This window comes from Neobacillus sp. SuZ13, from assembly GCF_030123365.1.
Classification (GTDB): domain Bacteria; phylum Bacillota; class Bacilli; order Bacillales; family Cytobacillaceae; genus Neobacillus.
Map to the genome: position 1 here is coordinate 2,358,189 of NZ_CP126107.1, position 22,479 is coordinate 2,380,667.

Sequence of the window (22,479 nt, forward strand, 5' to 3'; positions counted from 1 at the left end):
TGGAGAAATCTTGAAAAGTGAAGCGTAAGATGTCGCAAAATCTACCCTTGAACAATAGTGCCATAATCGATACATTAGAAGGGAAGAACAAAAAAGTAGGTGGCATCCTTGGAAAAACGATATTTTACAATTGGTATGGCAGGGCACATCGACCATGGGAAAACGTCCTTAACCAAAGCGTTAACCAATGTAGATACAGATAGATTAAAAGAAGAAAAGGAACGTCAAATTTCCATTGAGCTTGGCTTTGCACCATTATACGAAGATCATGAAATCCAAATTTCAGTGATTGATGTGCCAGGACACGAACGGTTTATCCGGCAAATGATCGCAGGCGTTGCTGGGATTGATTTGGTCGTGCTCGTCGTTGCTGCAGACGAAGGTGTGATGCCGCAAACGAGAGAGCACTTAGACATCTTGAAATTCTTAGGGGTAAAAAATGGTTTGGTGGCCATATCAAAAATTGATCGAGTCGATGAAGAATTTATCGAACTTGTAAAAGATGATATTTTAGCGGAGCTTTCAGGAACAGTATTTGAGGGCGCACCGTTTGTTTTGGTAGACAATCCTTCTAAAAAAGGCATCGATGAGATCAAAGCATTAATCATTAGAACGTTAAAGGAACAAGAAATGCGTGATGCGAAGGGGGCATTCCGTCTCCCGATTGACCAGGTATTTACAGTAAAGGGTCAAGGTACTGTTGTCCGAGGAACGGTATATGAAGGAACAGTAGAAGAGGGACAAACCCTAAAAATTTTGCCCAAAGGGCTGGAAGTCAGAGCACGGCAGATTCAAGTCCACCATGCACCAGCTGAAAGGGCCTTCGCAGGTCAACGAACGGCAATTAACCTATCAGGTGTTTCTAAGGAAGATGTTGAAAGGGGAGATGTGCTTGTCTCCTCTGAACATTTCCTTGTCACGAAGACATTGGATGTAGCGATTCGTGTGGTTGAAGACCTTGAGCATATGGTCAAACAGAGGATGCCAATTAAGCTTCATATCGGTACTGCAGAGGTAATGGGGCGGATTGTCTTTTTTGACCGCAATGAAATCAAGGAGGAAAATGGCGAAATCCTATGTCAACTCAGACTTGAGGAAGAAATCCTGACAAAACGCGGAGATCGCTTTATTCTACGTCGTCCAAGCCCGCAAGAGACGATTGGCGGGGGCTGGGTGATTGATCCACGTGGAAACAAATATCGATTTGGCAATCAGACCATTGAAGAATTGGAAAAGAAAAAGGTTGGTTCACCAAAAGAGCGGATCACTGCTGCTTTAATGGAAGCAAAGTGCCTGCCGCTGGATGAGTTAATCAAACGAACTTCTTTGGACGAGTTCATATTAACTGAAAAATTAAATGAAGAAGAATTTGTCTTATTTGACGGGAAAGAATATACGCTCCAATTGCTGATCAATTCCATTGAGGAAGATATTTTTGATAGATTACAGGATTTTCATCTTCTCCATTCGATGAAAATAGGGATCAATAAAGCTGAGCTGTTGCAAATCCTTCAAAAAAGAGTTCCAAAGCATTTGCTGGATTTTGTTGTCGAGAATGGAATTGCCAATCAAATCTTTAACAGAAGAGGGCAGTTTGTTTCGTTAGCCAGTTTTGTGCCACATGTGCCCAAAAATTGGGCAAAGCGGACTGAAAATCTGATTGTAGAATTAAAAAAGGATGGATTAAAAGTTCGTTCCTTAAAAGAGTATTTTGCTGATGCCGGAATACCTGACACTCTGGAGGCGGATTTAAGACGCTTTTTAGAAGAGGAAGGATTACTTGTTCTGCTGGATGCCCAGTTTGCCTATCATGGAGATGTGTTTCAACAAGCAGTTGCTAAATTGCGCAGTCAAACAGGAGCACAATTTGATGTCGGAGTTGCGAAAGATGTTCTTGAACTTTCACGGAAGTATATGATCCCGTTTTTAGAAAAATTAGATTCAATGGGTCTGACCAAACGTGTGGAAAATAAGCGAATTTGGAAATAGGAAGAAAAAATGCCTCTATTCCGAGATGGAATGGAGGCATTTTGTCGATCAAGATAAAAATTCTGCCGGGTTTAGACCGAGTTCACGGCAGATATCGCTAACCATTTGCTTTTCGTTGTTGTCAAAATTTCCATCAGCATAGCCAATGGCGATACAATACCGGGCGACCAGACGAGCAATTTCAGGCTTGGTTCTTATTTTTCCAAGAGCACGGAAGGCCTCCGCGCGACCCATCATTCGGTCATTTTCTATTCTAGAAACAAACATGTTAAATTTTTGAATAACCTTCGTCGTATCAAAAACTCGTAATTCTTCACTTTGATGGACGAACTCAATCATTTTCTGGCGTTCAGAAGCATCCAAGTACCCATCTGCCATGGCAACTAAAGCACAGGCAGCAACCACTGCCTCAAGGACATCCTGACTTTTGTAGCGATTAAAGAGTTCCTGTGCTTTTCTCTTTGAATTGTTTGCCCATTCAGCGTAATCGGTTTGCGAAGGGGACCAGGAATTGCCGCAGCTATTACATGAAAATTTTAATTGGTTTTTCCCGATGAATCCGCCAAGCAGGCCGACAGGACCAAGGATGAGTCCGCCAATAGCTGCTTTACCCAGACCAAATCCTTTCTTTCCAGTCCTCACATTTGACGAGTGGCAGCGCGGACAAATGATTTCATCTCCACCATATGTCTGGTGTGAATTGACCGTCGCAGGATACGACTGTGTCGGAAATCCGTAGGCAGGCTGTTGGTAGGATGATTCAGGTTGAAGATGTGTACGCTGCTGATTAGGGTTTGAATAATTTTGTTGGTATGGATTACTCTGCTGGAACGGATTAGGGCTTGATTGGCTTTGCTGGTATGAATTAGGACTTTGTTGGTAACTTGGCGGTGCTGGTACACTTGAAGATGGATCATCAACGGCAATCCCAAAGTTCCTGCAAAGTGCTGCAAGGCCTCCTTGAAAACCGCTGGCTATCGCATTAAACTTCCATTCGCCATTGTGCCGGTACAATTCAGCGGCGACAATCGCTGTTTCTACCGTAAAGTCTCTGCCTAAGTTAAATCTTAATAATTCCTCCTGCGTTTGCTCATTAAAAATACGCACATAAGAGTCTGATATTTGTCCAAAATTTTGCCCTTTCATTTGAGCATCATGGATGGTAATGGTGAATGCAACCCGATGGATATGGGAAGGTACTCTAGCTAAATCAATCCTGATTTGCTCATCATCTTGCGCTCCTGCACCGGTACGATTGTCACCACTGTAGATGATTGATCCGTTTGCGCCATTTGGATTATTATAAAACACAAAATCCTGATCACTGTTCACTTTTCCAGATTCACCTAATAAAAAGGCAGATGCATCTAAATCAAAGTTTGAACCCTGCTGATTAATATTCCATCCTAACCCGACCACGACATTTTGCAGGCCAGGGTGAGATTTGGTTAAATCTACTTTTTGTCCCTTGCTAAGTGTAACACCCACTTTATTTCACTCCTCAACGATTATGTTCCTATGTACATTATAATGTATTTTTAAATAAGGGAAAAATTTCTAGATGTTCCAGGTTCCTTTACTAGTTATATGTACGAAAAAATGATGAAAAAGTTTCAAAATAAAATGAAGGAAACTAATTTGCCCGTTTTCTATAAGGCTGTGTTAAACATGTCTGTTGATTTCCGTTCCAGGTGCTTCGCTTTCCGCGGGCGTTGCGGGGAGCCTCCTCGGCGCCTTTAGCGCCTGCGGGGTCTCCCCAGCCCCGTACTCCCGCAGGAGTCTTCGCACCTTCCACTCCAATCAACAGAGTGCCAAAATCAAAATTAACATTTAACACAGCCTTCATAAAAAATTACGCTGATCCATTGGACCAGCGTAGTTGAATTAGTCGATAAGATTGGTATCATTTTTATTTTTTATAAATGGCCACCAGTTGGCTTCGCCAAATGTTTTCACCATTACAGGGACAAACAATGGAAGTACGACAAGGGAGTACAAGGCTAATCCGATTAATAGAATCGTAGCAATTTCCAGCAAGGATAATACGCCTGATGGCATCATTGCGGCAAAGGTACCTCCTAAGATAATCGCTGCTGAAATAATAACGGTTCCCATCTTTTTCATCGACAGAAGAATGGCTTTTTCAACTGGCATGTTTCGATATTCGTTGAAGCGATCCATTAAGAAAATACTGTAATCGATTCCTAAGGCTACTAATATAACAAAGGCAAAGAAAGGCACCGCCCAGCTTATTCCAGAGTATCCTAATAAATTAACAAAGATTTTTTCTGAAATGGCCATCGAAGTATAGTAGGTTAAGACGAGTGAGCCAATCAGATAGAGCGGCATTATGAGGGAACGAAGCAGGATCACTAAGATAATACTAATCCCAACAAGCATTAGCACTACGGTTCTTGAATAATCCGCTTTTGAAATAGAATCAAGGTCGTTATGCATACTTGATACACCGCCAACCGCCACTTTAGCATTTTCGAGTTTGGTGTCCTTAATCACGCGTTTGACTGCTTGCTTTATTTCTGGAACGCGGTCAATCGCTTCATTAGAATATGGATTTTTACTAAAGATCACATCAATCGTCATAACTTTTCGATCTTTTGACAAGTAAGCGTCGAGTGCTTGCTCAAAGTCATTACTGTCTAGCACGTCCTGCGGAATATAAAATCCATTTTGTTTCTGATTGGATACTTCAGATAAGTAATCTTGAGCAGAATTCAGTCCGTCCGACACTTTATTTAAACCATCCGCACTTTGGGTTAAGCCATCTGAAAGCTGTGTAATCTGATTTCCCATATCTTGAAATCCTGTTAGGAGCTGTTTTTGCCCGTCATTGATTCCGGAGAGTCCACCGGTAAATTGGGGAAGTCCAGCAATGACTTTTCCTTGTCCTACAGCCATTTTGTCTAGTCCAGTTTCAAGATCGGAAATCCCTTTTAACAGACCTTCCATTCCGGTAATCAGGGCTTTCTGGCCAACTGTAATTTCTGTGAATTTACTGTTCGCAAACTCTATACCTTCTTGTGCACCTTTAAGTCCAGCATTTAATTGCTGTAACGCGCCAGTTAATTCTTTTGTTGCAGTTTGTGAACCCTGAACAGTCATTTTAATAGCTTGATAGTTTTGATTTTGACTGATATCACTGTATTGTTGTTCTAGATTTGAAAAATATTGATTAGTAGCTGTTAGAGTTTTGTTCAAGGAATCTAATCCTGTTGCTACTTTTTCATATTGCCCATGGAGCTCAGCTAATCCTGTACTTGCCTTTTTATAGCCAGCGAGCAATTGTTTGCTTCCGGCTAAAACCTCTTCGGATTTTTCCTTAACCTGGGTTAAACCATCTTTAATCTGGGCAGAGCCTGCGGAACCAGATCTAAGTCCTTTCTCAATAACTGTCAGCCCGCCTTGGATGTCGCCCATCCCTGTTTTTAGTTTATTAGTTCCATTTATTAACTCGCTTATTCCATCGGTGGCTTCCTTCATTTTCGGCTGATTGGCTGCCATTTGACTGCCAGCTTCCTCCAGGCCATCGCTGATTTTTTTTATTCCATCATTACCTTGCTCGAGGCCTTCCCCGAGACTTGCCACCTGTTTGGATAGATATAAATCATCAATTGTTTCCCCAGTTGGACGGGTTACTGACCGTACAGAATTCACATCGTTGACACGTGCGAGCTCTTGACTTATTTTTTCTGTTATAGCCATATATTCGGAAGTATTCATTTGATCATCGTTTTTAATGACAATTTGGGTAGGCATAGATTCGCCTGGTCCAAATGAATCAGAAATAATATTAAAACCCTTTATCGATGGAAAATCATCACTGATTTCCTCAAGTGAATTAAAAGATAATTGATCCTTATAGGTGAATAAGAAGGGGATAGAGATGACCCCTACAATAATAAATGCAATCAATGGACGTGCGAGTGCAAACCTGCCCACCAATCCCCAAAATTTACTTTCACTGTGTTCCAGTTTGCCCTTGGATGGCCAAAATAATTTTTTGCCAAGCACAGCCATGAAGAAGGGGACGATTGTAACAAGGGCGATTAATAGGATTGCTACACCTACGGCAACCGCCGCTGCTGATTGATAGAGCTTAAAGGTCGAAAAGCCAATCGAAGCAAACCCAATCATAACGGCAACCCCGCTAAAGAATACCGTTTTTCCTGCGGTACGGTAGGTTTCCACAATCGATTCTGTTACACTATCATTCTTTGCCATTTCTTCTTTAAAGCGGCTAAGCAGTAAAATGCAATAGTCTGTTCCAATACCAAAAAGGACAGCAACTAAGAAAATCTGTGTAAAGGTTGAGAGTGGAAAGTTAACTTTATCCACTAATAAAGAAACAATTGATTGAGCTGTAAGATAACTGAACCCCACCGTAACCAATGGAATAATTGGTGCTATTGCCGATCGAAACACGAGTAGAAGCACGATCAGAATAAATCCTACCGTAATTCCTTCTGTTTTTTTCAATCCTTCTTGCGAGTTGGTGACAAGGTCATCGCTGATTACCCAGTTACCTGTATAGTAATGATCCAGTTTTACATTATCAATTTCTTGATATAATTCATCTGCAATTTCTTTGGCTTCACGGCCATTTACATCCACCTTTACCGAAACAAGAATGGTTTTTCCATCCTCAGCTACCAGTTGGTCTTTTAGTTCGGCTTGCTTAAAGTGGGTTAAAATTTCGGAAATTCCGAGCTTTTTCTTGTTTTTCTCAAGCTGATTCACGGCTTTTTCCGCACTTTCAAAATCGGCCTTGGTTAACTTTTTATCACTATGAAAAACTAACGCGGTTTGTAGATTACTGCCACTGTTTTCACTAGATTGAACATCTTTAAGGATTTTTTCGGCAATAGTTGAGGAGTAGCCTTCCGGTACAGTAATTTGCCCTTTCTCCCGAACTAGTGCCTCCATATTTGGTGCCACCATAAATAGGGCGGTGATAACGAGGATCCACGCGAGTAATATAAACCATTTTCCTTTTATTATCGCTTTCACTGTTTATTCCCCCAGTTCTTCCTTTTTCTTGTTGACTAATATTTGTGCTAATTTTTCATACGTATTTATAAAAGTAGTAATTTCCGATTCTTCAAATTGGGTAATGATGGATTCAACAAGCAGTTGAACTTTTTCTTGGCAATTTTCGTAAAGATCGTAACCTCCCGTTGTTAGTGTTAAGTAAACCACTCTGCGATCGTTTTCATCACGAGTTCTTTGTATCAGTCCTCGATCGACCATTCGATTAATGATGGCGGTGATGGCGCTTTTATTAACCTCGAAAGCATCGGCCAGTTCCGTAGAAGTGCATTCCTTTGCTTGATGAATATATCTTAAAATGTAATGCTGATCGTTTGTGAGTTCGTCGCCAATTTGCCCCTTGATTAAATATTCGGCTTTTTTGTGGACTTGAAAAGATACGGAAACATACCGGTCGATTAACTCTTGAATGACGTTTTTATCCATGAATGTTTTCACCTCTTTATTTATAAGGCTGTGATAAGGTAATGTTGATTTTGGCACTCTGTTGATTGGAGTGGAAGGTGCGAAGACTCCTGCGGGAGTACGGGGCAGGGGAGACCCCGCAGGCGCTAAAAGCGCCGAGGAGGCTCCCCGCAACGCCCGCGGAAAGCGAAGCACCTGGAACGGAAATCAACAGACAAGTTTAACACAGCCATTTATTAAAATAGTTCAACTATTTAACTATTCACTTGTTAAACTATATAATAACCAAAAATTGCTGTCAATCGATATAAACTTTTTTCAATTCGGTGATTCCTCGCAAATCTTAAGAACTTTTAAGGAAAAGTTAAGGATTAAACATAATACTGGTTGTAAGTTAGAAATTTTGGCATCCTGGGCGGAATTCAGGAACGCAAAAAGGAGTTAGTAAAAATGAAAAAATGGATAGTAATTGCAGGTAGCGTCCTAGTTATCGGTTTTGTCGGATATCAATGGAAACCATTATCGCTAAGTCCAAAAACCGTGTCTGCGCAAGTTAGAACGGCAGTGGTTCAAAAAGGTACGTTAAACTTTAACATCAGCGGTTCGGGAACTGTACAGGCGGTAACCAGCGAAGATATTAAATCAAAGTTTGATAATAGTGAAATAGACGAGGTGTTAGTAGAGGTTGGTGAGAAAGTAAAGAAAGGTGATGAATTAATTACCTTTTCGGATGGAAGTGATCCTGTAACAGCATCAGTCACTGGAGTTGTTACGAGCCTTGCAGTTTCAGCAGGCGAGCGTGTTACGAATGGACAAGTCGTTGCCCATGTAACCAATTACAACGAATTACAAACCGTGGTCCAAATTGATGAACTTGATATTTCCAAAATAAAAAAGAAACAGTCCGTTAACCTAATAATTAATGCGTTTCCTGATCAAACACTTACTGGCAAAGTTTCAGCTATTTCTGAAGAAGGAACATCCTCAAGCGGAGTTTCCACTTTCGCTGTTACCATTCATATTGACAAACCAGATCAACTTAAAGTCGGGATGAGTGCGGAAGCACAGATTTTAACGGTAAGGAAGGAAGATGCACTTTATGTTCCGCTTGAGGCGGTATATACATCAAACAAGGAGAAATATGTCATCATCAATTCAAAGAACGCAGATAATACCGCCTCTGAAACTAAGAAAAAAACGATTCAAACTGGCATAGCAAATGAAGATTATGTTGAAATAACAAAAGGTTTGTCAGAGGGTGAAATGATTAAGTTACCGCAATTAGCAAAAGCTAGCTCGTCTAAAACTTCAACTACTAATACACAAGGTAGTGTTTTTGGAGGTCTAAGCAACGCGGGAGGAATGAACCGTAACTTTGGAGGCAGGGGTGGAAATTAAATAGGAGGTAATTTTCCTCGTTTAATTGAAAGGTAAACAGCAATCAGGTTTGTTTGCTATAATTATTTTTATATGATGCATAGGAGAGAAAGAGAATGCGCTTATTAGTTGTAGAAGATAATCTACCTTTATTAGAATCAATCGTTCAGCTTTTATCCGATGAGTTTGAAGTTGATCAAGCTTCCAATGGTGAGGATGCATTATTTATGGCGATGCAGAATATTCATGATGTGATTGTATTAGATGTAATGATCCCTGAGATTGATGGGTTTGAAGTGTTACGAACTATTAGGAAGGAAGGCTTAAAAATACCAGTCCTTTTCCTTACTGCAAGAGATTCGCTCGAAGATCGTGTTCAGGGACTTGATGGCGGCGGAGATGACTATTTGGTTAAGCCTTTCCAAGCTGCTGAATTAAAGGCGAGAATCCGTGCATTGTTAAGAAGAAGCGGCAGCTTAACAACCAATCAAACGATTCAGTATCGCGGGATTGAATTGTTAGGGAAGGAAAGAGACATTGTTGTCGATGGAAAACAGATCAAACTGACTGCTAAGCAATACGAGCTGTTAGAATATTTGATTCAAAATAAAGGAGCCATTCTGACAAAAGAACAAATATATGACAGGGTGTGGGGGTTTGATTCAGATACAACCATCGCAATTGTGGAGGTATTCATGCACCATCTCCGTAAAAAATTAGAACCATCAGGCTATCATACTGATATTAAAACGATTCGCGGCGTTGGCTATATGTTGAACGAAGAATAGGAGCATACATGTTTCGGCAAACACTTATTAAATTAACCTTTCTAAATTCATTGGTATTTATCGTTCTTATTAGTATACTAGGGACCGTCATTTATTTTTACACAGATAATAAATTATATAAAGATGTCAACCAATCCCTGCTCGAATCAATTGAACATTTGCAACAGCAGCCGGAGGGACCAGGTGAACTTCGAGAAGGAAATGGGGGGAAGGGAGGGCAATTTCCAAAGTTTATTAGGAGGGACCCACGGATATTAACCCTAATCTGGGATGAAGACAATCAGTTGTTGTTGGAACAAAACCGGGATGCGGACATTTTTGAAGGTAATGAGAAATTGATCAAGCCAACAGAATTAAATACATTAAAGGATGTGGATGTTGAAGATTTTTCATTTAGGTATATTGCCTTTAAGGTGGATCATCCCCAATTAGGAAAAATAACTGTTCAATTCATTCGCAATGTAAACTCTGAACAAGAATTATTGGACAGACTTTTGTTGATTATGTTAATTGGTATGGGTGTTGGAATTATTTGTGCCGTGGCGTCAGGATATTTTTTAGCGGGAAAGGCATTAGTCCCGATTAAAAAAGCTTGGCAGAAGCAGACAGAATTTGTATCCGATGCTTCGCACGAGTTAAGAACTCCATTAGCGGTTATCCAGGCAAAAACGGAAGTACTATTTCGGGCCCCAAAAGCAACCATACAGGATCGGATTCTTGATGTATCAACGATATCCAATGAATCAAGACGGCTTTCTAAATTAGTGACCAACTTATTAACACTTGCGAGATCGGACTCTGATCAAATTGAGGTCAAAAAGGAACAATTCCAACTCGATGATTTGTTAAAAGAAATACTTCAACAATACGAGGAAATTGCATTGTATCAAGAAAAGTCGCTTCAATTGCAAGAATCGGAACCTGTAAGATTTTTTGCAGATAAAGGAAGAATTCATCAATTAATCGTCATATTATTAGACAATGCCATGAAATATACAAATGAAGGCGGGGAAATACAGCTTTCATGTTCACAGAATCATTCCTCGATTTTTCTTAAAATAAAGGATACCGGTATTGGAATTCCAGAAAAAGATATTCCGAAAATCTTTGACCGTTTCTATCAAAGTGACAAGGCGAGGACAGCTGCTGAAGGAACAGGACTCGGTTTATCGATTGCAAAATGGATTATTGAGAAACATCATGGTAAGACAAAGGTGCAAAGCATCCCCGGTAAAGGAACGACAATTGAAATCATTTTTCCAAAAACCCAAAAAAATTAATTTTTGGGTTTTTTCTTGAATAAATCAAGGTAGATCTATTTCTTAAGAAAAACTTAAGGAAACCCCTTCATAATGTGTTTGTTATTATTCAAGCAAAGATTTTTACATGGAAAACTGAAGGGAGAAGTCTGAACATGAAGAGTACGAGAAAGGCCCATCTGTGGATAGGCTTAATTGCTTCCATTTTCATCTTTATCGAGTCCTTGACAGGTCTGTTAATGAATGAACCTTGGTTAATCGGTCAAACACAGTTCGAAGGTGGAAAAGGGAATTTCCAACTAGGTCAATTTAACCAAGAACAGCGTCCCCAAGGAATGAATGGCGGTTTTGAGCAAGGAAATCAACAAAATTCAGGACAGCAGGGCGGCCAATTTCAAGGACAAGCTAATGGTCAGAATGGAAACGGTCAGTTCCAAGGGGAACGGAGCTTTAGAGGAAATGGAAACCTGCCGGAGGGATTTCGTGGACAAGGGATGGGTCAAGGTTCGATTATGTCAATCATCCGCGGAATTCATGAAGGTAGAATTGGCAATACAAATGTGAAATGGTTAATAGATTTAACGGCTGTTGCCCTAATGGTTTTAACAGGGACAGGAATCTATCTATCGATGAAAGTTATCGCTGCCGAAAATAAGCGAAAGAAACGACAGGCCGAAAGCTTATTTGAATAAATTAATAAAGTAAAAGCACACGATTGAATTTCGTGTGCTTTTTGTCTAGCTTATTCCACAATAATCGTCCCTTTAAACATTTGCATTCCACAGCTAAAGGTGTATTCGCCTGAATGATCAGGAGTAAAAGTTAGTTTTGTAGTACCCGTTTTTAAGTTGACATTGTTAATATTAAAATCAGGAATCATAAAGGAGGAAATACAATTCGTACTATCAAGCGGGTTGTTTATTTCTAGTTCAACTGGAACACCTTTTTTGACACGAATCACATTTGGGGTATAGCCTTGTGTGGTGACCTCCATCTTAACAAGCGGTTTACTGTCCTTTGTTACATCCACTTCCGTTTTGGGAACTTCTTGACTTACAGCAGCTTGGGCAGTTTCTGTTTGGGTTGATTTACTTTGACCTGGAATTTCGACCATATCACTGCTATACATAAACAGAAATAACGAAACCAACACAACTCCTCCAGTGATGATTGCAAATGGCGAAAGTTCCTGTGTATCAAGGGATAATTTATTATTGGATTCTACGAAAATATACATAATCACGAATCCGATAATCAGGATATAGAATCCTAACAAGATACCTAGTAGAATCGTTGGATTAATAAATTGAATAAATGCACCAAGGATGGCGCCGATGATTCCACCCATTAAACCCGATATGGATCCCATTAGGATAGCTAAAATCCCGACTGGGTGGCCTGCTAAGAAGCCTACGACAAAACCGAGAATCATACTTACTCCGACTACAAGAAAAATCTCACCTGAAATGATGCCAATGATGCTGCCCGTCAGTAAACCTGTAATCACCGCAATAACCATACTAATCATCGTTCCAGAGGTATTAGCTAGTTTATTTTTATGTCGGTAAACAGAATAGATGGAATATCCGGTTCCAGTGGCAACTATAATTGCCGTTATGATTGCAAATATATTCATTTTTGGTCTCCTCTTATGTGTGAATGATTAACAACATAAGAGTATTATAAATGCAAATAACCGATTTAAATTTGTATATTCAGTGATTAATATGAACGTTTTATGAATAATGTTGAGGTATGATAAGTCAGGTGGATTTTTGGAGATAAATTTATTCATTTTTTTCTTTATCAAGTGTATTTTTATATATCCGTTTCATGGCCTCATTTTGCATCTTGATATATTCAAGCAAAAATTCTTTCTCTTCTTCTTCTTGCTGGAGATCATCTTTTTCTTTTTCCATGGAAACCACCCCATTTTTTCTAATTACTAGCATTTTAACCGATTTATACACTTGTTTAAAGTGAATGAGAAGGCATTTTGTTGACTTCAGAAAAATATTCCATAAAAAAATTGACTTTTTTCATTTTCAAATATATAATTTTCAAAAATACTATTGAAACTATGACGGGGATTAGTAAAGTGAAATGGTCTTACCAAGAGAGGAAACCATTGGTGTGAGGTTTCTTAAGACAGTCATTTGAACCTGCCTCCTGAGTTCTGTATCGAATTTGAAGATACATGCGGATCATGTCCGTTATCAAGGAAAGTGTATAGAGCAATTTTGCTTTATGAATTTAGGGTGGTACCGCCAGGCCTTGGTCCCTTTTTAGGATCAAGGCCTTTTTGTATTTAAAAAAATAATGAGGTGTATCAAACATGGCAAAAGAATTTGTAAAAGATGTTACGGCAATGGACGATGATTTCGCCCAGTGGTATACAGATGTCGTCACAAAGGCTGATTTAATTGATTATTCAAGTGTGCGTGGTTCAATGATTATCCGCCCGTATGGCTATGCTTTATGGGATAATATAAAAAATGAGCTCGATCGACGAATCAAAGAAACAGGGCATGAAAATGTTTATATGCCATTGTTTATTCCTGAAAGCTTGCTTCAAAAAGAAAAAGACCATGTCGAAGGTTTTGCACCTGAGGTGGCATGGGTTACACATGGCGGGTCTGAACCATTAGCAGAACGATTAGTTGTTCGACCAACATCAGAAGTTCTTTTCTGTGAGCATTATAGCAACATCATTCATTCATACCGTGATCTGCCTAAGCTCTATAACCAATGGGCAAACGTTGTCCGTTGGGAAAAAACCACTCGTCCATTCCTACGGACATTAGAGTTTTTATGGCAGGAAGGGCATACAGCCCATGCGACTGACGAAGATGCAATGGAAGAAACCATTAAAATGCTAAACGTTTATGCCGCTGTCTGTGAAGAAATCCTTGCGATTCCGGTTGTAAAGGGACAAAAAACAGAAAAAGAAAAGTTTGCCGGTGCGAAAGCTACCTTTACCATTGAAAGCTTAATGCATGATGGAAAAGCATTACAGTCCGGTACGTCCCACCACTTTGGTACAGGTTTTGCGGAGGCATTTAACATTCAGTACACGGACAAAGAAGGTAAGCTTCAGTATGTGCATCAAACGTCTTGGGGCTTTACAACTAGAATTATCGGAGCCTTAATCATGGTACACGGCGACGACCGTGGTCTAGTAATTCCACCAAAAGCAGCGCCAACACAAGTGATGATTGTGCCAATTGCGCAGCATAAAGAAGGCGTCCTTGATTTTGCTTATGATTTGAAAACGTCCCTTTGTAAAGTTGCTCGTGTCGATATTGATGCCAGCGATAAAAAGCCAGGCTGGAAGTTCAATGAATACGAAATGAAAGGTATACCAGTCCGTCTAGAAGTTGGACCTAAAGATATCGAAAACAAGCAAGTGGTTTTAGTAAGACGCGATACTTTAGAAAAAGTGTTCGTTCCACTAGATCAATTAGAAACAAAGCTTGTTGAATTATTAGATGAAATTCAAACAAATCTATATAATAAGGCTCTAAATCACCGTGAAGAAAGAACCTCAGTTGCCTTAACTTTAGGTGAGCTCAAGGAGTCGCTTGAAGCTAAGCCTGGTTTCATTAAGGCTATGTGGTGCGGCGAATTAGCGTGTGAGGAAAAAATCAAAGAAGATACTGGGGCAACATCGAGATGTATCCCATTTGAGCAAGAACAGGTATCTGATAAGTGTGTCTGCTGTGGAAAAGATGCAGACAAGATGGTTTATTGGGCAAAAGCATACTAAAAATAGCAATTATGGGGCTCTTCCTTGATGGGAAGAGTCCTTTTTAGTTCTGAGTAGATAAAATATTATGTTAATGAGCGAATTTCTCAATACAATGAGCGAATTCTTCGATACAATGAGCGAATTTCTCAGTTTAATGAGCGAATTTAATTCACCGGCTAATCAGTAGATTTTTCTATCAGCGAATCTTCCGAGTCAATCAGCGATTTCAATGATTCTATCAGCGAATCTTCTGAGTCAATCAGCGAATTTAATGATTCTATCAGCGAATCTTCCGAGTCAATCAGCGATTTCAATGATTCTATCAGCGAATCTTCTGAGTCAATCAGCGAATTTAATGATTCTATCAGCGAACCTTCCGAGTCAATCAGCGAATTTAATGATTCTATCAGCGAATTTTCCCATCCAATCAGCGAATTCATTCCAAGGGAATTTTTTTTGAAAAAGGAATTACAAAATCAGCAGCGAATATTTTAAATTCAGAAGGGGGGCAAGATTATGAAACCAATACTATTAGACTTTTCAGATGAGTTTTACACAGAGAGATTACTAATACGCAAGCCATTACCCGGAGATGGTAAAGCTGTCTACCAAGCCATGCAGGCTTCCTTAACCGAACTAAAAGACTGGATGCCTTGGGCCCATCGTGAGCAAACAGTGGAAGATGTTGAAGTAAATATGCGTGATGCACATGCCAAGTTTTTAACCCGTGATGATTTGAGGTTACATATTTTTAATCGAGAAACAGGGGAATTCATTGGTTCCTCAGGTTTGCATAGAATTAACTGGATGATTCCTAAGTTTGAGATTGGCTACTGGATTGATTCGCGTTATAGCGGAAAAGGGTATATTACCGAAGCAACCGAGGCGATCACTAAATTTGCCTTTACTGAACTTAAAGCTAACCGGGTTGAAATTCGCTGTGACTCCAAAAATATCAAAAGCCGAGCCATTCCTGAACGATTAGGATTTCCCTTAGAGGGGATTTTACGGAATGATGGACTTTCTGCGGATGGTAAAGAATTACGTGATACATGTATTTATGCAAAAACAACCCAAGGTTAAAAACAAAAGAGTACTGAATATCAGTACTCTAATTTTTTGAATTTTAATCAAGGATATATCTCTTTAAATAATATTTTGTAATTGCTAAATATTCGCGTGAATAAGATTTTGGCACGGCGATCCATGGAGTTTCTGCTGGGAGCCCCTGTACAGCTAGGCCTTTGTCTCGAGCAATGGAGACGGCACGGTAGAGGTGAAAATTATTTGTCACTACCAGACCAAGCCTTTCATCGTTAGGAATAAGCCTTTTTGAAAAATTAATATTTTCATAGGTATCAGTAGATTGATCTTCTAAAATAATCCGAGCCTCGCTTATGCCCTGGTCGACCAGTTCTCTCCTGATCGATTCCGCTTCAGAAATATCTTCACCAGGTCCCTTTCCACCAGAAGCGATGACAATTGTTTCTTTGTTTTTCTTTAAATATTCGGCGGCAGCATTAATTCTACTTGCAAATGCAAGAGAAGGGACAGTTCCTTTCACCCTTGCCCCAAGTACAATCAAATAGTCTGCATTTTTAGGAACATTTTTATGACTATATTGACTGATTTTAAATTGTAAAAATCCAATATAAATCAAACCTAGAATAACAAGAACACCCACCAAGACAAACACTCGTTTCTTATGTTTCATCATTTCAATTCCATTTCATATTTTTTAAAATCCAATTAAGCCTATTATACAAAATAATAGAATAAGAGGGAGGAAAATATTAACATTTTTTAGAAAAAAGGACTGAATTCATCAGTCCTTTCTTACATTATTCGCAAACCCACGAAAGTCCTAGTGTTCCAACCCCCGTATGCACTCCAGCGACTGTAATTAGCATCAATATTTCCGTTTCGATTTCCGGGAAGGTTTCGTTGACTAATTTCTCTAACGCAATAGCTCGGTCGATATCGTTAGCATGGACAATAGCTGCCTTCCTAACAGTTTTTGTTTCCAAATCGGTTTTTAAATGGTTAATTAACCATGCGATTGCTTTCTTTTCTGTTCGAACTTTATCTTCTATCTTAGCGCCTCCATCTTCGATTGCTAAAATAGGCTTGATATTAAACAGAGAGGCTAGGATGGCTTGGCCGCCGGATACTCTGCCGCTTTTTTTGAGTTGGTCCAAATTTGATGGGACAAGGAATAAACGAGTGTGTTCGCGTAATTCATTAAGTTTGGCCTCCACCTCACTGATTTCATACCCTAGTTCTACTAGTTCGATCCCTTTTTTTATTAAAAATGAGAGAGGGTAGGAGCCAGTCATGGAATCGATAGGTACCAATTTAAAATCTGCCATTTCCGCTGCCATCACAGAGGTTTGAAATGTTCCGGATAGTAAGCTGGAGGCATGAATGGCGATTCCAAAATCATAGTTTTCCTTTAATTTTGTATAAAGTTCCACAAAATCACCAAGTCCTGGCTGTGAGGTTTGAAATTTTGAATCTTCCTGTTTCATACGCTCGTAAAACTCTTTTTGAGTAATTTCTATTGTTTCCTTGTAGGACTCTTGGTTAATGATAATATTTAGTGGAACAACGTGAATATGATTTTCCTCGATAAATTCTTTGCTGAGAGAAGCCGTGGTGTCAGTAATCCACGCAATTTTTGCCTTGTTCATCTTATTCCTCTTCCTCCAGTGTAAATCTCTTATTTAAGTATCCCTTACCTCAATCGTTTTGGGTGAATTTTAATGGAATAATTAAGTATTTTGATAACTAGGTTCAACATTACTAGAAGGAATATTAGACGACAAGTTATATTTGTCATGTTAAAAAGTTAACACTTTGTGACAAAATTATATAGTTCAAATTATTCAAATATAGCAAACAGTGATTTAAATCACTTAATATGCGTGTGAAATCGCATATAATCACTATGGAAATAGTAAGTACATAGGGAGTGTTATTAATGTTAGATCAAAAAACAATAGAAATAATTAAATCCACTGTGCCTGTGTTAGAAAAACATGGGGAAGCCATTACCACTCGGTTTTACCAATTGATGTTTGGAAATCATCCTGAATTATTAAATATCTTTAATCATGCCAATCAAAAACAAGGTAGACAACAAAAAGCATTAGCTGGAACGGTTTATGCCGCTGCTATGTATATCGATAATTTAGAAGCCATTCTTCCGGTTGTAAAACAAATAGCGGAAAAGCATAGAAGCCTTGGAATTTTGCCAGAACACTATCCGATTGTTGGGAAACATCTTTTGCTAGCTATTAAGGATGTACTAGGTGATGCAGCAACAGATGAAATTATTGATGCATGGGCAGAAGCATATAATGTCATTGCCGATGTTTTTATCAGTGTTGAGGCAGAATTATATGATGAAACAGAAAATAAACAAGGAGGCTGGAGTGGCTTCCGCAATTTCATAGTTGATCGAAAAGTAGTGGAAAGTGAAGTGATCACCTCGTTTTACTTAACACCTGAAGATCATAAGGCAATTGCATATTTTTCCCCTGGACAATACATTAGTATCAAATTAGAAATTGCTGGTGAAAAGTTTACTCATATTCGTCAATACAGCCTATCAGATGCTCCGGGTAAGGGATATTACCGAATTAGTGTGAAACGTGAAGCGGGTACACAAAATCCAGATGGTATGGTATCCAACTATTTACATGATGTTGTGAATCTAGGTGACATTTTAAAAGTTAGCGCTCCAGCAGGCGACTTTGTTTTAAATACTGAAAAAAATACTCCTGTCGTGTTACTTAGTGGCGGGGTTGGATTAACACCAATGATGAGTATGTTAAAGACAGTTGTAGAAGTTCAACCAGAACGGAAGGTCACTTTTGTTCATGCTGCTGCTAATGGGAATGTCCATGCTTTAAGAAATGAAGTAGAGGATTTATCGAAATTAGACAATGTCAATTCATATTTCTTCTATGATTCACCTACAGAAGGAGACCGCATAAATAATCTATTTGATGTGGAAGGATATGTAACTCGCGATTGGCTGCAAGAAAAAGTCAATGCAAAGGTTGCAGACTTCTATTTCTGTGGACCTGTTCCATTTATGAAAGCAATTAATCGTTCATTAAAGGAAATTGGTGTAACCGAAGATAGAATTCATTTTGAATTTTTTGGTCCGATGGGGAATTTAGAAGAATAGTAAAGAAAAAAGCTGATTTCTGATGGAAATCAGCTTTTTTTGCCAATATTTTTTCTTAAGTTCCAACTAATTCATGGAAAGTGCTACTAGATTAGAGAAGAATGGATAAAATACCTATATCGATTATTGCCTTTTACTGCCATAAATCCTAAAAGAGAAAGGAGCTTTCATCATTGCATTTTTTAACCACAATTATGAGCGAGTATGGATACCTAGTCCTTTTTCTTTCAATCACGCTAGGGATATTGGCACTTCCAATCCCGATGGAAGCAGTGTTGGCATATGCAGGTTTTCTATCCTTTCTTGAACAACTCAATTGGTTCGGTAGTATACTTTCCTCAGCATTGGGATGTACCTTAGGTATGTTGCTCTCCTATTGGGTGGGATATAAGCTGGGTATGCAATTTTTTGAAAAGCATGGCAAGCGGCTTCATATAGAGTCTGAACGTTTAGCAGCCATTTCAAATTGGATAAGAAAATATGGAAATAAACTATTAATTATCTCATTATTCATCCCAGTATTTAGACATTTCATCGGATATTTTTCTGGGATCACTCGTGTTCCAATCAGGGTCTATATTTTATATACGGGAATTGGATCGACCCTATGGGTTTCAAGTTTCATTTTTTTAGGGAAAATCCTTGGACCTCAATGGGAAATATATTTTGAAGCTATCAAGCGATATGTGATAATTGCAAGTATCGTCCTTTTCTTCCTATTAGGAATCCTTTATGTAATTAAGAAGTTAAGGAATGTTGTTATGGAAGCTGGAACCAAATAAATGATCAAAGCAAAGGAATTCTCAGAGAGATTCCTTTGTTTTTATTGTAAAAGTACTATTAAAAGTTACTAATTATCGACACTTTGGAAAATTTCAGTAATGACAGGTATTGAAAGTTTGATTCAAATCGCAACTATGATTAAATGAAAGAGAGAAATGGCCAGAAAGGATGTTATTTTCATGAATAAGAATGTCATTCGTTCGATCACGGGCATAGCTGTTTTGTTTTGCCTCCTCTGGCTGGTCGGGCTTGTCTGGGCAGTTGGCGAGTATTATGCGGGAAAACCGGAGAAGGTTCCGGAAGTAAAGACCGTTTCCAAAGTAGAAAATAAAAAAGGCTTAACCATCGTGGCCTTAGGTGATTCCTTAACTCGAGGAACTGGAGATGAGACTGGAAAGGGGTATGTCGGTGTCTTGGTCGATGAAATCAAGGAAAAAACAAAACGTTCAGTTCAACTTACCAATCTCGGCATTAATGGCCAAAGGTCTGATTCACTAAGGAAACAAGTCCAGGAGACGGAAGTCGGCCGTCAAATCGGGAAAGCTGATATGGTGCTGGTCACGATTGGCGGGAACGACTTGTTCCGAGGGGGCCAAGCATTAATGGACTTTGAAACTGAAGATATTGCTTCCATTGAAAAGAAATACTTGAACAATTTAAAATTTATTTTAAAACAAATACGAAAAAACAATCCTAATGCTAATGTGTTTTTCATTGGATTGTATAACCCTTTTATTGATTTAGATCAGGGAAAAGAAATGTCAAAGGTGGTTCGCCATTGGAATTATGACAGTGCAGAAGTCAGTGCATCTTTTCCAAAAATAGTGTTTGTCCCAACTTTCGATTTGTTTGAGTTAAAGGTAAATGATTATCTATATTCAGACAAGTTTCATCCAAACTCAAAAGGGTATCGTTTAATTGCCGAACGAGTTGCCTCACTGCTCACCTGGTAAGGAGGGGAAATCGATGGAGAAAAATATTACATTAGCTGTTAAAGATTTAAAAAAGGTGATTGGAAAAAAGGAAATCATTAAAGGATTGACTTTCGATTTACGAGAAGGAGAGGTATTTGGTTTTTTAGGGCCGAATGGAGCAGGAAAAACAACAACCATCCGCATGCTTGTAGGATTAATTAAACCCACATCAGGCAGCATTCATATTTGTGGCTCTAATATTGAGGAGAATTTTCAGGAAGCAATGACCAATCTCGGTTGTATTGTGGAAAACCCAGAATTATATCCCTATTTGTCAGGCTATAATAATCTACTTCATTTTGCCAGAATGATCGAAGGGATCGGAGAAGGACGGATTAAAGAAGTTACCGAACTTGTCGGTCTAACAGAAAGAATCCATGATAAAGTAAAAACCTATTCATTAGGTATGAGACAACGTCTTGGTATTGCTCAAGCATTATTGGGAAATCCAAAAGTGTTGATCCTTGATGAGCCGACCAACGGCTTGGATCCGGCAGGAATTAGGGAAATGCGTCAATTTATTCGTTATCTCGCGGAGGAAGAAGGTTTAAGTGTTTTAGTGTCAAGCCATCTTTTAAGTGAAATCCAACTTTTATGTGATCGAGTCGCGATCATTTCCAAAGGTACAATCATCCGAACAGATACGGTACAACAATTGCTTTCCAATCGGGAACGAGTCATTTGGCATATACAACCACTGGAAAGGGGAAAGGATGTATTACGTTCTCTAACAAAAATTGAAGAAACGGATGATGGCACCATCTTGACGGAATATAATGAACAAAAGATTCCTCAATGGAATAAACAATTAGTTGAAGCTGGTGTTTCTGTCATGGAAATGAATCGAAAAATGCCAGTCTTGGAAGATTTATTCCTCGAACTTACGGGGGGTGACATGATTGAATAAATTAATTCAAAATGAAATGATGAAACTGATTGCCAAGAAACGGCTCATTGTCATTGCTATCATTATTGGTGTTCTTGTCATGTTATTTACATATGCACAATATAAACAAGTGCAAACACAACGTGAAAAACTTGGAACTAGTGATTGGCGAACCATATTACAACAGCAGATTGTTGATACGACGAATCGTTTAAGCAGCAGTCGAATAACAGATGAATGGAAAAAGCAGCTGCAAATCTCTCTTCAGCAGCAGCAATATTATCTTGACCATGATATCAATCCGTCTGAGCCAGGTGCCCCAACATTTATGAGAATCTTCCTGGAAAACTCGATTGATCTGTTTATTCCTTTAATGGTTATGGTAATAGCCAGTGATTTGGTCTCGTCTGAACATAGCTTAGGATCGATCAAGCTGCTGTTGACAAGGCCCGTTAAGAGGTGGAAAGTTCTTCTGAGTAAATATTTTACCCTGTGTTTAGCCATTTCCTTAATTATTGCGATTGCAGGGATTCTTTCCTATTTAATATCTGGCCTCGTTTTTGGTTACAAGGGGTGGGGAGCACCGATCCTAACTGGATTTAATGTGACTGAGACAGGGTTAAATACGTCAGAAGTTAAACTGATGGGTCAGTGGAAATTTTTATTAATGGACTTTGGACTAGTCTGGTTTGTATCCATTGTAGTTGGTACGCTTTCCTTTATGCTGTCAGTATTGATTCGTAGTACCGCAGCTGGCATGGGTGTAATGCTTGCTTCATTAATCTCAGGAGCTATCTTAACAAACATGGTGTCCTCGTGGGAATCCGCCAAGTACTTTTTTATGGTCAATTTGCGGTTAACGGATTATATGAAAGGAACAGCACCGCCAATAGAAGGAATGAACCTGTCATTCTCCATTCAAGTCCTTTTCGCTTGGTGGGCAGTAGCAATCTTCGTCTCATTCTTTGTATTTACCAAAAGAGATGTTTATTAAAAAAAGGCTATTTCCGG

20 protein-coding genes and 1 other annotated feature are annotated in these 22,479 nt (G+C 39.0%); of the genes, 13 read left to right on the forward strand and 7 right to left on the reverse strand.

Annotated elements, in window-relative coordinates; all coding sequences use genetic code 11:
- Positions 1 to 135: 135 nt before the first annotated feature.
- Positions 136 to 1,989 (forward strand): selenocysteine-specific translation elongation factor, encoded by a 1,854-nt coding sequence (gene selB, locus QNH17_RS11250; RefSeq protein WP_283879486.1) that lies wholly within the window; start codon positions 136 to 138, stop codon positions 1,987 to 1,989.
- Between the two features lie 48 nt (positions 1,990 to 2,037).
- Here selB and QNH17_RS11255 read toward each other — a convergent pair whose 3' ends face one another.
- The 3 genes from QNH17_RS11255 to QNH17_RS11265 form a co-directional block, all read right to left on the reverse strand.
- Complete coding sequence (locus QNH17_RS11255; RefSeq protein ID WP_283878758.1) at positions 2,038 to 3,477, reverse strand: TerD family protein; 1,440 nt, start codon at positions 3,475 to 3,477, stop codon at positions 2,038 to 2,040.
- A 396-nt stretch (positions 3,478 to 3,873) separates the two neighbouring features.
- Positions 3,874 to 7,014 carry an MMPL family transporter gene (locus tag QNH17_RS11260; RefSeq protein ID WP_283878759.1) on the reverse strand — a complete coding sequence of 1,047 codons (3,141 nt, stop codon included), beginning with the start codon at positions 7,012 to 7,014 and terminating at the stop codon, positions 3,874 to 3,876.
- A 3-nt stretch (positions 7,015 to 7,017) separates the two neighbouring features.
- Complete coding sequence (locus QNH17_RS11265; RefSeq protein WP_283878760.1) at positions 7,018 to 7,479, reverse strand: MarR family winged helix-turn-helix transcriptional regulator; 462 nt, start codon at positions 7,477 to 7,479, stop codon at positions 7,018 to 7,020.
- Between the two features lie 429 nt (positions 7,480 to 7,908).
- Between QNH17_RS11265 and QNH17_RS11270 the strand changes: the two genes are divergently transcribed.
- The 4 genes from QNH17_RS11270 to QNH17_RS11285 all read left to right on the forward strand — a co-directional run bounded on the left by QNH17_RS11270 (position 7,909) and on the right by QNH17_RS11285 (position 11,574).
- A complete protein-coding gene (locus QNH17_RS11270) occupies positions 7,909 to 8,856 on the forward strand; it encodes an efflux RND transporter periplasmic adaptor subunit (protein ID WP_283878761.1) in 948 nt (315 codons plus the stop codon).
- A gap of 95 nt (positions 8,857 to 8,951) precedes the next feature.
- Positions 8,952 to 9,623, forward strand: coding sequence for a response regulator transcription factor (locus QNH17_RS11275; RefSeq protein WP_283878762.1), 672 nt, complete (start codon positions 8,952 to 8,954; stop codon positions 9,621 to 9,623).
- 8 nt (positions 9,624 to 9,631) lie between these two features.
- A complete protein-coding gene (locus QNH17_RS11280; RefSeq protein WP_283878763.1) occupies positions 9,632 to 10,903 on the forward strand; it encodes a sensor histidine kinase in 1,272 nt (423 codons plus the stop codon).
- A 134-nt stretch (positions 10,904 to 11,037) separates the two neighbouring features.
- Positions 11,038 to 11,574 carry a PepSY-associated TM helix domain-containing protein gene (locus tag QNH17_RS11285; protein ID WP_283878764.1) on the forward strand — a complete coding sequence of 179 codons (537 nt, stop codon included), beginning with the start codon at positions 11,038 to 11,040 and terminating at the stop codon, positions 11,572 to 11,574.
- Between the two features lie 50 nt (positions 11,575 to 11,624).
- On the opposite strand, the gene QNH17_RS11290 is transcribed toward QNH17_RS11285, so the two are convergent.
- Positions 11,625 to 12,518 carry a cupredoxin domain-containing protein gene (locus tag QNH17_RS11290; protein ID WP_283878765.1) on the reverse strand — a complete coding sequence of 298 codons (894 nt, stop codon included), beginning with the start codon at positions 12,516 to 12,518 and terminating at the stop codon, positions 11,625 to 11,627.
- Between the two features lie 151 nt (positions 12,519 to 12,669).
- Complete coding sequence (locus QNH17_RS11295; RefSeq protein WP_283878766.1) at positions 12,670 to 12,801, reverse strand: hypothetical protein; 132 nt, start codon at positions 12,799 to 12,801, stop codon at positions 12,670 to 12,672.
- Positions 12,802 to 12,953: 152 nt separating this feature from the next.
- Positions 12,954 to 13,168, forward strand: a binding site (T-box leader).
- Between the two features lie 49 nt (positions 13,169 to 13,217).
- Between QNH17_RS11295 and proS the strand changes: the two genes are divergently transcribed.
- The 3 genes from proS to QNH17_RS11310 all read left to right on the forward strand — a co-directional run bounded on the left by proS (position 13,218) and on the right by QNH17_RS11310 (position 15,713).
- Positions 13,218 to 14,648 (forward strand): proline--tRNA ligase, encoded by a 1,431-nt coding sequence (gene proS, locus QNH17_RS11300; RefSeq protein WP_283878767.1) that lies wholly within the window; start codon positions 13,218 to 13,220, stop codon positions 14,646 to 14,648.
- 211 nt (positions 14,649 to 14,859) lie between these two features.
- The gene (locus QNH17_RS11305) at positions 14,860 to 15,090 is read left to right on the forward strand and encodes a hypothetical protein (protein ID WP_283878768.1); all 231 of its coding nucleotides are present in this window, start codon (positions 14,860 to 14,862) and stop codon (positions 15,088 to 15,090) included.
- A gap of 56 nt (positions 15,091 to 15,146) precedes the next feature.
- On the forward strand, positions 15,147 to 15,713 hold the full coding sequence (locus tag QNH17_RS11310; protein ID WP_283878769.1) for a GNAT family N-acetyltransferase: 567 nt from the start codon (positions 15,147 to 15,149) through the stop codon (positions 15,711 to 15,713).
- A 43-nt stretch (positions 15,714 to 15,756) separates the two neighbouring features.
- Here QNH17_RS11310 and QNH17_RS11315 read toward each other — a convergent pair whose 3' ends face one another.
- Positions 15,757 to 16,347 carry a YdcF family protein gene (locus QNH17_RS11315; RefSeq protein WP_283878770.1) on the reverse strand — a complete coding sequence of 197 codons (591 nt, stop codon included), beginning with the start codon at positions 16,345 to 16,347 and terminating at the stop codon, positions 15,757 to 15,759.
- A gap of 124 nt (positions 16,348 to 16,471) precedes the next feature.
- Entirely contained in the window at positions 16,472 to 17,320 is an 849-nt protein-coding gene (locus tag QNH17_RS11320; protein ID WP_283878771.1) for a DegV family protein, read from the reverse strand.
- Between the two features lie 290 nt (positions 17,321 to 17,610).
- Here QNH17_RS11320 and hmpA point away from each other — a divergent pair, with 290 nt between their 5' ends.
- The 5 genes from hmpA to QNH17_RS11345 all read left to right on the forward strand — a co-directional run bounded on the left by hmpA (position 17,611) and on the right by QNH17_RS11345 (position 22,462).
- On the forward strand, positions 17,611 to 18,825 hold the full coding sequence (gene hmpA, locus QNH17_RS11325) for an NO-inducible flavohemoprotein (protein WP_283878772.1): 1,215 nt from the start codon (positions 17,611 to 17,613) through the stop codon (positions 18,823 to 18,825).
- 173 nt (positions 18,826 to 18,998) lie between these two features.
- On the forward strand, positions 18,999 to 19,607 hold the full coding sequence (locus QNH17_RS11330) for a DedA family protein (protein WP_283878773.1): 609 nt from the start codon (positions 18,999 to 19,001) through the stop codon (positions 19,605 to 19,607).
- A 180-nt stretch (positions 19,608 to 19,787) separates the two neighbouring features.
- The gene (locus QNH17_RS11335) at positions 19,788 to 20,561 is read left to right on the forward strand and encodes an SGNH/GDSL hydrolase family protein (RefSeq protein WP_283878774.1); all 774 of its coding nucleotides are present in this window, start codon (positions 19,788 to 19,790) and stop codon (positions 20,559 to 20,561) included.
- A 13-nt stretch (positions 20,562 to 20,574) separates the two neighbouring features.
- A complete protein-coding gene (locus QNH17_RS11340; RefSeq protein ID WP_283878775.1) occupies positions 20,575 to 21,489 on the forward strand; it encodes an ABC transporter ATP-binding protein in 915 nt (304 codons plus the stop codon).
- A complete protein-coding gene (locus tag QNH17_RS11345; protein ID WP_026566923.1) occupies positions 21,482 to 22,462 on the forward strand; it encodes an ABC transporter permease in 981 nt (326 codons plus the stop codon). Before QNH17_RS11340 ends, QNH17_RS11345 begins: the two co-directional genes overlap by 8 nt.
- Positions 22,463 to 22,479: the final 17 nt, after the last annotated feature.